Source organism: Piscibacillus salipiscarius (assembly GCF_042685285.1).
Taxonomy (GTDB): Bacteria; Bacillota; Bacilli; order Bacillales; family Alkalibacillaceae; genus Piscibacillus; species Piscibacillus salipiscarius.
In genome coordinates, this window is the sequence record NZ_JBHUMZ010000024.1 from 1 (window position 1) to 13,284 (window position 13,284).

Here is a 13,284-nt window from a genome sequence, read left to right on the forward strand (position 1 = left end):
AACGAATTAAATTAAAATTGGCTGGTTCAAGTCCAGTTCAATACCGAACTCAAACCAGCCAATCAGCTGTATAATTAAAACTCTAACTTTTGGGGGTCACCACCGTTAGGGACTTTTTTTAATTAGTCCACTAACTGGGGTTTAGTTCAATATCAGACTTCAGCATTTTTTGTTTATTCGTTTAATAACTGTTCAAATTCATTTAGTTTTTCTTCAAATACGTCAAGTGCTGCTAAAATAGGGGCTTTAGTTGTCATATCCACTCCAGCTTTTTTAAGAACATCAATTGGATCTTCACTGCTACCCGCTTTTAAGTAGTTCTTATAGCGTTCAACCGCAGAGTCGCCTTCTTCAAGGATTTTATGTGCTAATGCTGTTGCTGCTGAATAGCCCGTAGCATATTGATACACATAATACCCCATGTAGAAGTGAGGGATTCTAGCCCATTCTAATCCAATAGCTTCATCAACTTCGACACCTTCACCGAAGTATTTTTTGTTTAAATCATAATAAATTGATGTTAGTTTATCAGCTGTTAATGCTTCACCATTTTGATCACGTTTATGAATATCATGCTCAAACTCGGCAAACATCGTTTGACGATAAACCGTTGCACGGAAACCTTCTAAGAAATTATTTAAAAGATATAACTTTTTCTTTTTATCATCTAACGTCTTTAGCAAGTAATCATTTAATAATGCCTCATTCGCTGTTGAAGCAACCTCAGCAACAAAAATCGAGTAATCACCATAGCGAGGTGATTGGTTCTCGCGTGTATAATAACTGTGAAGTGAATGGCCTAACTCGTGAGCAAGCGTAAACATGTTATCAACGTTGTCTTGCCAATTCATTAAAATATAAGGATTTGTTAAATAGCTACCTGACGAATACGCGCCACTTCTTTTCCCTTTCGTTTCTAACCAGTCAATCCAACGCTCCTTATAAGCTTTCTGCAAAATGCCTGTGTAATCATCACCTAATGGAGCTAAACCTTTTAATACATAATCTTTAGCTTCATCAATACTTACAGAAATTTTCTCATCTACAAGCGGTGTATAGATATCATACATATGAAGTTCATCTAAGTCTAAAGCTTTCTTTTTAACCTCCATATAGCGATGTAAAACAGGAAGTCGTTCGTTGATTGCTTCAACTAAGTTGTCATAAACCTTTTCAGGAATATTGTTTTGATCTAATGCCGCTTCTCTAGCTGAATTATAATTTCTCGCCTTAGCAACAAAGTTATCTTTCTTTATCTGTCCAGATAGTGTAGCAGCAAATGTATTTCGGAACTGCCCAAACGTGTCATACATGGCATTAAACGCATTTTTACGCACGTTTTGGTCTTTAGAATCTAAGAAATCACGGTACCGACCATGTGACAACTGAACGTCTTTACCATCTTCATCTTTAATAGTTGGAAACTCAATATCCGCATTATTTAGCATACCGAATGCATTTGATGGTGCTGAAGTGACTTCCGAAACCTCCGCTAATAATGCCTCTTCTTTATCACTTAAAACATGTGGTCGAGATTTCATGATGTCACGTAATGTTTTTTCATAATGCGTTAATTCATTGTTTTGATTTAAAAAACCTTCAATTTCATCATCTGTCATTGATAAAATTTCTGGAGTCACAAAGCTAAAGGCGCTCAACATATGTGTTGCCAAACTTTGCGCTCTAGCATTTTGATCTTGATATTTACTGTTTGCCGTATCTTGATCTGAACGCATGTGAGCGTATACAAACAATTTTTCAAGACGAATTCGAATGTCATCCTCGAATTTTAATACGTTTAATAAGTTCTCAGGTGATTCTGCAATCTTCCCTTTATATTGTTCGATTTTAGGAAAATCTAACTTAAGCGCTTCAAATTCTTTCTCCCAATCATCATCCGTAGGGAAAATAGCTTCTAAATCCCAAGTTAATTCTTTAGGTACTTCATCTCTCGTTTTTAAACCTGTAGCCGTTTCTGTCACGGTATGTAACCTCCCCAATTAATTAGTCTTTCATATACATTCTATATAAAAATAACGATTCTGTAAAAATAAATGAAAAATATTATAAAAATTTAAATAACTTGTGTAATAATTCTTTATCACCTTCTAATGCACGATCTAACGATTGATAAAAAGTAAAACCTCTAATCTTTTCATACTTACTAGCTGAGTGTTTCTTCAAATACCCCAATTGACATAATAGGCTTAGATACTCGATTAAAGGATGCATACTTCTGCCTGGATAGATTGAAGTAACTGTGTTACCGAAATAAGGTTTAACTAAACGTAATAAGTGATCAATCAAAACTGTTTGAGTTACTTTTATTTGATTTAAATATAAAATGATTTGAGATTGCCAAACATAATCTGGAAGCAATAAACGATAAGAATTTTGAACTGGTAAATAAACACATGAAGGTAAATTTTGTGGGTGTAAACCTAAAAGATACAGCTGTTTCATAAATGGTTCATCGTATTTAGAAAGATAACGAGTGGGTCCGATTCTAAAATTCCGCTTTTCTTTAATCCATTTTTGAAGATAGTATGACTTTTGTATTTGAACGGGTTCAAATAGCATGTGCCAGGTTAACGAATTAAGCGGTAGATGTTTAAGTGAAGATACTGCTTTTCCTTTGGCATTAAATAAATGCGTTGCTACTGTCATTCGATTAGTTTTTGGGTCAAAGAAGAATAATTGATGTTGATTGGTATTTTGATGATACATAACTGCAGATCTTAAAGTGGTATTCCAATACAGGTCATATTTATGATCACCTAAATATTTTGGCCCAAAAATCCAAAATGGATAAACATTTCTTGAGGCTAAACCTAACGTACGGTCTAATAGATCCGTTGTTGAAATGGGTGAGCATTGAAATTCGATAGCCGCCCATTTGCCTCCTAGCTTAACAAGCACATCAACCCGCTGATCAATTGAAGGTATGATATGTTCTAGTTTTGCATACAGCCCTTGTTTAATACACCAGTTATAAAGTTTTATTTTTCCTTCTAAATGAGTCTGGGATTCTCCCTGATGAGAGCACTGTACTCGCTTGATATGAGCAAAATGAGGAATAACGACTTGCCCTGCTTTAAGTACCACTTTCTGTTGACACTCCGGGCAGTAGTGAGGATGCTGACGTATAACATTCAGTTCCTGTTTACTCTTGTTATACGCCAGTATTTCCTGTCCATTTGAATTTAATGCTTTTAACATAAACTTCGTCCCCTAACTTATTAGAGTAACGGGGAAAGTAATCTAAATAAGGATTCCATCATACGTAAGAAAATGGAGCGCTTTTCGAACTTCTCAGGGTCTAATTCTCTTGATTTCATAAAATCTTCTTTAAAATCAGCCACTAACTTATTTGTACTTTCTGTTCTAAATAGAAATGCGTTGACTTCAAAGTTTAAATGAAAACTTCTCATGTCCATGTTAGACGTTCCAATTGATGCCAACTCATGATCAATCACAACTACTTTACTGTGCATAAAACCTGCTTCATATTCAAAAATTCGAATTCCAGCGTCCATTAATTCGGGAAAATATGAACGAGATGCATGAAACACAATTCGTTTATCGGGTCGTCTTGGCACAAGTAGTCTAACATCTACCCCACTTAAACTTGCGACTTTCATAGCTGTTAAAATATCGTCATCAGGAATAAAGTATGGTGATGCTATCCATATTGATTTTTTAGCAGATATAATCATAGAGAAATATAGCTTTTTTATTGTTTCCCACTGATTATCCGGACCACTCGTAATCATTTGCACACCGCCAAAACGGCCGTCTAATATCTCAGGTGATAAATATTCCGATTTTAGCAAGTGTTCATCCGTTTCGTATTTCCAATCTTGCAAGAAGATTGTTTGTAGGCTTCTAACCGCTTCACCTCGTACGTAAAGGTGTGTATCACGCCAATCACCAAACTGAGGAACTTTACCTAAATATTCATCCCCAATATTTAAACCACCTACAAAACCAACCTTTCCATCGATGACAATGATCTTTCGGTGGTTTCGAAAGTTTATTCGGTTTCCTATAAATGGTAATTTGACAGGAGAAAAGGAACCAATTTGGACACCGGCTTTTCTTAATTCTTCTTTATATGACTCAGATAATTTCCAGCTTCCTACTGCATCATATAAGAACCTAATCTCAACGCCATCTTTTGCTTTTCGAATTAACACATCTTTAATTTGATTACCAATTTCATCGTGCCTTACAATATAATATTCTAAGTGGATATGGTGTTCAGCTTTTTCTAGCTCTTCTAAAATAGCCGGAAAGGTCTCGCGCCCGTTCGTTAATACTTTAGTTTCCGTATTAAACGAAATCGGAGAGTTCCCTAAGTGTTGGGCTAAACGAAACAGCATTTTTTGATGGTCGCCCATTTGATTTAGTTCTTGATCACTAATAACCCGTTGACCTTCTACTCTATTAAAAGCGACTTCATCAGCTGCTTGTTTTTCTTTAAAACGTTTCTTTTTTTGGTAGTTGCGACCAAATAATAAGTAGAAGAAAAACCCTAATACAGGAAATAACGCAAAGACTAAAAGCCAATTTAACGTTTCAGATGGATCGCGATTTTCAATAAAAATAATAAATCCCATTAAAACAGCAGAGATCGTTACAAAAATAGAAAAAGTCGTAATTAAACGACCTTCCCAAATGTTGTAGGACAAATAAAATACTGCTGATACGATGACTAGAAAAATCACGACTTGGATCCATTTCAGCATGCTGTTTCATCCTTTTCTACAATTCGACCTAAAGACCTAAATTAAAGATACAGAATTTTTTACCACTTTGCAACTGAGATTAGCTGATTTCATGCATTAAATATAAAATGAGCACTGCGATGTCACAGTGCTCAATCATTAGTTAAGACTAAATTTAGATTTAAGTTGTTTTAAAGCTTTAGCTTCAAAAACCTCTTGCCCGTATTCGATTAAAAAGTGAACCGACATATTGGACTCTTCACCAAACTCTAAGATGCGACTAATATAGTTTTCTTGTTCATCTTCACTTAGATAACCTTCTGGAAACGCAACATATAGATAATATCGATTCTCATAAGCATATAAACGATCATCGATGAATCGACTGTCAGTTAGTGAATGACTTAATGAAATAACCTCTTCAATATCATTAAAAGTCACCATAAGATCTAACTTGTCATCTTCTTGCTCCTCTGTCGTATTATGCTGCGGTTTATAAGTTTTTTTAGTACGACGTCTTTTGGATGGACTTTGTTCCATTAGCGATTCTAACTTTTCTTCTAAGTTATGCTGAATCGGATTACCTTCTTCGTTTTGAAATTCAAGCTTCTCACCGTCTTTAGAAACTTGAGCTTTCGTGACTACAATTTCTAACCCTTTATCCAGTGCTTGAACTTGAATCCATAATGGGCCATCTATATTAAAATCTTGTTCATCGTTTACTTCATCCATCATTTCCCAGAAAAGTTGTTCACCTTTTTCACGGTTATACCAGATGTCTTCACGATTAAAACCACGTTCTTCAATGTCATTATAAGAAATATAAAATTTTAATGTGTTCTCATTAATACGTTCTATTTCCATTTTCTTTCCTCTCCCTTCATTAAGTAATCGTGCTGGGAAAGATTACAAATTATACATGATTGTTATATAATGTTTACCCGTTTTTAACTTTTATCAATCATTTTCATAAGCTGACCTTCTTAATCATATTTTATGATAGGTAGTCAAAAAATGAAAATGCTTTTGACAACTAAAAAACGAAATCCATATTTGCCCTAATCATGAATATAGTTAGAGTATATTACACGTAAAAATAATGGACAAATTTTCTGCTTTAATTTTGTTTAGTCTATGATTTTAAACTAAAAATTAGAATTTGTCACTACTTATTTTGGAGGTTTTTTATGGAATTATTATTCATTGATCTAAATTGGGATTTATTAAAAGCTGTATTAATCATAATTGGGTTAGATCTTATTCTTGGTGGTGATAATGCTGTAGTCATTGCAATGGCAAGCCGAAATTTACCTAAACATCATCAAAACAAGGCGATTGTACTAGGGACAAGCTTAGCAATTCTAATTAGAGTTTCTTTAGCTGGTATCGCAATTTATTTGTTAACCATCCCCTATGTACAATTAATCGGCGGATTATTATTATTATACATTGCAGTTAAATTATTAACTCAGAATGACGATCATGTTGAAGTGGAATCGTCCAGTACGTTAATAGGTGCGGTTAAAACGATTGTCATAGCCGATTTGATTATGAGCTTTGATAATGTTCTTGCAATTGCAGCAGCATCGAATCAAAATGTCGTGTTAATCATTTTTGGACTTGCTGTATCTGTTCCAATTATTATATTTGGCAGTAAAATCATTTTAATGATAATGAACAAATATCCTGTCATTGTATATGCTGGAGCATCACTCATTGCTTACACAAGTGCTGAATTGATTTTGAAAGAAGAAAGGCTTGAATCTACCTTCAAATTAATTCCTAACGAACACTTCATATTACCATTAGTTTTTGTCATGCTCGTTTGCCTTTTAGGACTTTCGTACAACTTAAATAGACTAAAAAAACCGAACCATTAAGATTCGGTTTTTTTCGTTTATATTAGTTTACTAAACGTTGAGCTTCTTTAAGTTGAAATGAACGCACTTTTCTAGGTAAGAAACGGCGTATTTCATCTTCATTATAGCCTACTTGTAGTCGTTTATCATCTAAGATAATTGGACGTCTAAGCAAGCCAGGATTTTGTTGAATTAGACTAATCAAATCTTTAAGTGGCATTTGATCTAGACTAACGTCTAATGATTGAAAAACTTTAGAACGAGTTGATATAATCTCATCAGTTCCGTCTTCAGTCATTCTTAAGATTTCCTTAATTTCATCTTCTGAAAGACTATCTGAGAAAATATTTCGTTCCTTATAAGGAATTTCATGTTCCTCTAGCCATGCTCGGGCTTTTCTACAAGATGTACAGCTTGGTGATGTAAATAACGTTACCATGCCATTCACCCTCCTTTGGAAAGGTATCTATAATTAAATGATTTTAACTATTATTAATTTATAATAAATCTAAATTACCTTTCATCCTAATTATACATGAATGTCAAGTATTTCGATAGGAGATGAATTTAATTGTAATAAAATATTCACAATTGATTCCTCTCATTAAAATAAGTATATTTATGTTTTACCCTACTTTAAAAATAATAAACCGTTTTAAATGAAAAAACTATAAAAAAATCCAAATTTTTTTATGAATAATGCATTATATTCCGGAAAAAAAGAAATGCCCACATTAATTAGGGCATTTCTTTACATGTCATATATTTCTATACACCTTTTGGCTTTTTCAATTCCTCAAACAAATCAACATCACGACTTTTATCAATAGTTAAAACTTCTTCTACCGGCTGATAAGCTTCACCATAAATCTCTTCATCTTTATAAGTATGAATTTTTTCATACATTTCTTTCATTTTTTCATAAATAATTTCCTCAGATTCTTGATCAGGCGCCCAGTATAAAATTTCAAGCGTGTTTAATTCTTGTGTTGCTATTGACTTTCTAGTATAACCAATCGACTGTGCATGTTTGAAGCCTTCTCTATGATAGAAGTGTAAACGTTTTTCCGTGTCTGTATCATCGTAATCAACAGGCTCTACTTCTAAAATAATCGGCTTGCCTTTCGCTTTCAGTTTTTCCATTAATTTGCTACCAATACCTTGACCCCTTGACTGAGGAGAAACATATACATAATCAATAAAGATAAAGGAATCAAATTCTGCGTACATCATAACATGATATTCACCTTCATCTTTATGATAGACATCACCTTTCTCTTTTAACAAAGTCTCAAAATGTTTCTTCGACTTCATCTCCTCTACAGGAAAATACTGATTCAGCTTCTCATACCAATTCATTGATCTACTCCTTCATGACTAATATTAGTCTTATCGTGCGGCATAAATTTAATTTTATGCCATTTGCTATAACCATTATTAATTATAACGAACTCATACACATGGGTTAAATGTGATATAACAGGTATGCTACGGATAAAGTATCATTATTCATGTTATGTATAACCTCTCACTTAAATCCCTTTTTATTATTCTTACATCCGCATAGATTCTCTAAAATATTCGAAAATAGTTAACACTTTAACAGGTTAAGGAGATAAAGATTTAAATATGGAATTTAGTAACTTGTCAATAATTGTTGAAAAGTATGTAAACTCTCCACAAAATAATCTGATTATTTGTACCTTACTTTTCGTTAACTATTTCATTAAAAAATAAAAGCCGCCATTAAGGCGACTTCTGTTTTTATTAATTACGAGGATCATAGTCAACACCTTCTGTATAGGTATTGCCTGCATCCCATAGTAAAAATTCGTATATACCATTGTCATATAAAGCATCAATTTGATCTTGAACTTGTTTAGGTCCGTAAGTAAATGTGCTACCTCCTGCATATAACCATGACGCGGTGAAGTCTTGAATCCATGGTCTAGATATTGGTGCTTTATCTAATTTAGAAAGAACCTTTTTTTCCTCTTTGGCATACTCATTTACTAATTTGTATGGCTTTTTATCCGGAAAAGGTATGTCAAAGTAACCTGGTCCCCAATGACTTGGATAAATCATAGAAGATATAACATCTACGTTACTAGAAATTTTAGAGAAGTTCTGACCAATACCAGGTGCTTCTTTAATCGTTGCAGAATAACCGAATATATCAACAGATACATCAACCCCAAAAGGTTCTAACTCTTTTTTAGCATAAGCGACAAATTCCGTAACGGCTTTAACACGCTCTTGTACGTTATCTAAACCTGCCTCATCATAGTCCCCACGACTGTATTTTAACTCCACGTCACGTTTTTCGAATCCTTCAGGAAAGCGAACGTAATCAAATTGGATTTCTTGAAATCCTAATTTAGCTGCTTCTTTTGCTATTTCAACATTATACTTCCAGACATCTTTAATAAATGGATTAACGAATGCATCACCTTTACCGTTTTTCCATACTTTTCCGTTTTCTTTAAATGACCACTCCGGTTTTTTCTCAGCTAAATGTGTATCTTTAAAAACAACCACACGAGCAATCGGATAGATTTGTTCTTTTTCTAAGCGCTTTAACATAGCTTTTGGATCACTAATATAATTTTGAGATGCATCGTAGTACGGCGAATCCTTTGGCAACTTATATGTAATATAACCATTATCTTCTTTTATATCGATAACCATTGCATTCAATTCCGTTTGATTAACATGTTTAATTAAGTTTTTAAATCTAAAATTCCCAGCAGAATGACCAGTTAAGTAAATTCCTCTTACTGCATCTGGATATTCAAATTTTAACCCTGAATCATATGTAAAACGTGGTACTGGTTTCGGTAGCTTTTTCTCTGAAAGCTTCGTTTCAAATTTTCCATGAAAAGCTACGTTTTTCACCTGTTCTTTCCCTTTTTCTCCCTCATCTGCTAACACAACACTTGCCAACCCTACACTCATAACTAGTGACAACAATAAAATGAAGCTTCTCCTCAAGTCTTTTTCCCCCAGTTGTTTATCTTTAATTACATTATATTATATTTCTCGAAAAAAAGAGTACCTAAAAATGAATTTATAAAAAAATTTCTTAGATTTTGATTTAAACATATACTTCTATTTGAAAAAGATCATAAAATAGTTTATATTTATTTCTTAGATAAGGTAATAATATATGATAATAACTAAACAGTGATGAAGGTAAGTATGTCTCTACCTCTCTTAACAGTGAGTCTGGATAGTGGAAACAGATAAGTATGTAGAGTCAGAAATTGGGCCTTTGGAGTTTATACGGTTCGCAAACCGATATCCTGCTAAATGAAGTGACCTTTTAATGAGGTAATTAGGGTGGCACCGCGGTTCCATTCGTCCCTAGCATATTTAGGGATGAATGGGACTTTTTTGTACATTAATTGAAAGGGGATTATGACGATGACACAAACTATTTTCTCTGGCATACAGCCTTCAGGGACACTTACAATCGGAAACTATTTAGGGGCTATGAAGCAGTTCCCAGAACTTCAAGATGAATACAACAGTTACTTTTGTATTGTTGATTATCACGCAATAACCGTTCCACAAGATCGTTTAAAGCTTCGTGATCAAACGCGCTCATTAGCTGCTATGTATCTCGCTAGCGGAATTAACCCAGAAAAATCAACACTATTTATCCAATCAGAAGTACCAGCACATGCCGAATTAGCTTGGATGCTACAATGTGTTGCAACGGTTGGAGAATTAGAACGAATGACACAATATAAGGATAAATCTGAAGGGAAGGAATCTGTGACTGCAGGTCTATTAACTTACCCACCACTTATGGCCGCTGATATCTTACTTTATGGAACTGACATCGTACCTGTCGGTGATGACCAAAAACAGCATATTGAGCTGACACGTAACATAGCTGAGCGATTTAACAAGCGTTATAATGATATATTTACGATTCCTGATATAAAAATTCAAAAAGTCGGGGCTCGCATTATGTCATTACAGAATCCAACTAAGAAAATGAGTAAATCAGATGAGAATCATAAAGCAACGATTTTCTTACTAGATGAGCCTAAACAGATTGAGAAGAAAATAAAGAGTGCTGTAACAGACTCTGAAGGTATTATTGAATTTGACAAGGAAAACAAACCTGGTATCTCAAACCTGTTAAATATCTATGCAGGTTTCACTGAAAAATCGGTTGATGAGATTGTTAAAGATTATGCAGGAAAAGGGTACGGGGATTTTAAATCAGACTTAGCTCAAATCGTTTCTGAAAAAATTTCAAAAATCCAAGAGCGTTATTATGAGTTGTATGAGTCAGAGGAGTTAGATGAGATTTTAGATCAAGGACAAGAGAAAGCAGAATTGGCTGCTTCAAAAATGCTTAAGAAGGCTAAAAAAGCAATGGGAATTGGCCGAGTACATTTGAAAAGGTAAAAATCAAAGGACACTTCTTCATATATGAGGAAGTGTCCTTATTAATTACCCTTTTAACACATTCTTCTTTCGTTGTTCCATTTCCCATAACCTCTCAAAGAATGGTTGGCCTTTAGCCATTTTCTCACAGAGATCTTCATGTTTATTACTCCAACCCACTTTGATTTCGGATAAGAGTAAATCGTACCCTTCATTAAATGTCATTCCTTGAATTTTAGGATACCACTCTGGTTTCCACTCGGTTAACCAGTAACGTAACTCATCAATTCGTTGACTTTGATTCAATTGATCAACCATAAGCATCAGAAGGTGTTTCAATTGTCTTTCTTTTCTAGTTAACCCAACCATATAAATGGGTTCTAACGATAATAAATGATGCTCTTTAAGACGTCGTGGTCTCTTAAATGAATAAGTAAATGGCTCTTTTTGTTTCACTAAATCCAATACTAGTCTTTCTTGTCTTGGAATTAATCTGCTTTTACGAACTGGAATATCGTACCCTAACGTATCCACTACAATTGCATGAGCACCATCCGTTACCACAAACGCATAATCTAAGGGGATTCTCTTATGATGTTTTTTCAAATAAGCTCGCTGATATACTTGTTCTAGCAATGGTTTCGGGATGTCCTGCATATTGTTTTCTATGTAGTCATAGAGACTGTCTTCAACTAGGACTACTGGAATCTGGTCTAAAAGTTCAATTGAATCATCTTTACGCCATTCATGAAATTGGCAGACATTATATCCGTTTTCTTCGCCTTCAAACCAATTCACCCAAATATCGTGTACATATAACATCATAATCCCTCACTTTTCATAATCCTCCATTTATGCTCATTATGACCAAGTGACTTATTTTTATTCTTAAATTTTATGAATCAAAAGGCTTAATATACATGGAGAGAAAAATTAAAAAAAGTCCGCCTGGAAGCATATAACATTCTGGACGATGATATATAAATAAAATAAAATCGTATGCATTCATCCCTGCTGGCAAATAATTTAAATAACCAATGATTGAAACACCACCAACACACGTAAAACCAAAACCAATTAGAAATAAAATAAATTGTCCCATTTTTACAACCTCCAGGCTTGTCCAATCGTCTTAATAAATGTATATGTTAAGATGTAAAAAATATTTAATAGAATCTATCTTTACATCTATATTATTTAGGTGTACATTTGAGACTGGTGAACATTGAGAGAGGGGAACATTATGGTAAGCCGAAGACAAGAGAGAAAACGCATAAAACGTAAAAAAAGAAGAAAAACAATATTCTCTATATTCATTCTGTTTTTAATCGGTATCGCTTCATTTTTTATTTATGAATACCAAGCAGGCAAAAATGCTGCTGAGCAAGCTATGGGAGAAAACGGCGGAAATAGTCAGTTTGAAAAAGAGTTTAATGGTGCTGAAGAGCTAGAAGATGACAAAATAAACGTATTATTGCTTGGATCTGACCTTGATTCGAACGGAACATCGAGAACAGATACTATAATGATTGGTCAATATGACGTTGAACATGAGCGGGCTAAATTAGTGTCCATTATGAGAGACACCTATGTTCAAATACCAGGTCACGGGTACAACAAAATCAATGCCGCTTTCGCACTTGGTGGTCCAGAACTACTCAGAAAGACCATTAAACACAACTTCGGCATTGAACTAAATTATTATGCTATTGTAAATTTCAAAGGCTTTGAAAATATTGTTGATACCATTGCACCCGATGGAATTGAAATTGATGTCGAGAAAAGAATGAGATACTCAGCTAAAGATGTTAACATTGATCTATATCCAGGGATTCAAACTTTAAATGGTGAACAATTACTTGATTATGCTCGTTTTAGAAATGATGCAGAGAGTGACTTTGGACGCGTAAGAAGACAGCAACAGGTCATGAGTGCACTAAAAGAAGAAGTCTTATCGTTTACAAGTCTCATGAAATTACCAAGAGCCATCGGTACTTTACAGCCTTATATTGATACAAATATGGAAACGAGTAAGGTATTATCAGTTGCATCAGAGTTCTTCTTAAATACACCTAACAAAATAGAAACCATGAGAATTCCACTAGATGATACTTGGACTGATCCAACTTATTCTGGCGTTGGCACAATTTTAAAAATAAATTTAGAGGAAAATAAAGCAGCATTAAATGAGTTCCTAACTAGTCAACCAAGGTCAGAAGATTATACACAAAGCGAAGAAACAGACGAAGAAACAAATACGAAAACAGATCAACAAAATGATGATTACTAATATAAAA

Annotated in this window: 12 protein-coding genes; 3 read left to right on the forward strand and 9 right to left on the reverse strand. The window is 34.0% G+C overall.

The features are described 5' to 3' along the window. Positions 1-173: 173 nt before the first annotated feature. The 4 genes from pepF to mecA all read right to left on the reverse strand — a co-directional run bounded on the left by pepF (position 174) and on the right by mecA (position 5,591). Entirely contained in the window at positions 174-1,982 is a 1,809-nt protein-coding gene (gene pepF, locus ACFSW4_RS10895) for an oligoendopeptidase F (protein ID WP_377329252.1), read from the reverse strand. An 82-nt stretch (positions 1,983-2,064) separates the two neighbouring features. Further along, entirely contained in the window at positions 2,065-3,219 is a 1,155-nt protein-coding gene (locus ACFSW4_RS10900) for a competence protein CoiA (protein ID WP_377329254.1), read from the reverse strand. Between the two features lie 20 nt (positions 3,220-3,239). Then, the gene (gene cls / locus ACFSW4_RS10905; protein WP_377329256.1) at positions 3,240-4,748 is read right to left on the reverse strand and encodes a cardiolipin synthase; all 1,509 of its coding nucleotides are present in this window, start codon (positions 4,746-4,748) and stop codon (positions 3,240-3,242) included. A 138-nt stretch (positions 4,749-4,886) separates the two neighbouring features. Beyond that, positions 4,887-5,591: an adaptor protein MecA gene (mecA, locus tag ACFSW4_RS10910; RefSeq protein ID WP_377329258.1), complete on the reverse strand. Its 705-nt coding sequence runs from the start codon at positions 5,589-5,591 to the stop codon at positions 4,887-4,889. 323 nt (positions 5,592-5,914) lie between these two features. On the opposite strand from mecA, the gene ACFSW4_RS10915 reads away from it, so the two are divergent. After that, a complete protein-coding gene (locus ACFSW4_RS10915) occupies positions 5,915-6,607 on the forward strand; it encodes a TerC family protein (RefSeq protein ID WP_377329260.1) in 693 nt (230 codons plus the stop codon). Positions 6,608-6,629: 22 nt separating this feature from the next. On the opposite strand, the gene spxA is transcribed toward ACFSW4_RS10915, so the two are convergent. The 3 genes from spxA to ACFSW4_RS10930 form a co-directional block, all read right to left on the reverse strand. Beyond that, positions 6,630-7,025 (reverse strand): transcriptional regulator SpxA, encoded by a 396-nt coding sequence (spxA, locus tag ACFSW4_RS10920; protein WP_054754830.1) that lies wholly within the window; start codon positions 7,023-7,025, stop codon positions 6,630-6,632. 329 nt (positions 7,026-7,354) lie between these two features. After that, positions 7,355-7,945: a GNAT family N-acetyltransferase gene (locus ACFSW4_RS10925; protein ID WP_054754831.1), complete on the reverse strand. Its 591-nt coding sequence runs from the start codon at positions 7,943-7,945 to the stop codon at positions 7,355-7,357. A gap of 408 nt (positions 7,946-8,353) precedes the next feature. Next, a complete protein-coding gene (locus tag ACFSW4_RS10930; protein ID WP_377329358.1) occupies positions 8,354-9,541 on the reverse strand; it encodes a putative glycoside hydrolase in 1,188 nt (395 codons plus the stop codon). 468 nt (positions 9,542-10,009) lie between these two features. Between ACFSW4_RS10930 and trpS the strand changes: the two genes are divergently transcribed. After that, entirely contained in the window at positions 10,010-11,008 is a 999-nt protein-coding gene (trpS, locus tag ACFSW4_RS10935; protein WP_377329262.1) for a tryptophan--tRNA ligase, read from the forward strand. A 45-nt stretch (positions 11,009-11,053) separates the two neighbouring features. Here the strand turns inward: trpS and ACFSW4_RS10940 are convergent, their stop codons facing one another. Continuing rightward, positions 11,054-11,809: a DUF3603 family protein gene (locus tag ACFSW4_RS10940; RefSeq protein ID WP_054754855.1), complete on the reverse strand. Its 756-nt coding sequence runs from the start codon at positions 11,807-11,809 to the stop codon at positions 11,054-11,056. 73 nt (positions 11,810-11,882) lie between these two features. Continuing rightward, positions 11,883-12,089 (reverse strand): hypothetical protein, encoded by a 207-nt coding sequence (locus ACFSW4_RS10945; RefSeq protein WP_377329264.1) that lies wholly within the window; start codon positions 12,087-12,089, stop codon positions 11,883-11,885. A 288-nt stretch (positions 12,090-12,377) separates the two neighbouring features. Here ACFSW4_RS10945 and ACFSW4_RS10950 point away from each other — a divergent pair, with 288 nt between their 5' ends. Next, positions 12,378-13,277, forward strand: a complete 900-nt coding sequence (locus tag ACFSW4_RS10950) for an LCP family protein (protein WP_377329360.1) — start codon at positions 12,378-12,380, stop codon at positions 13,275-13,277. Positions 13,278-13,284: the final 7 nt, after the last annotated feature.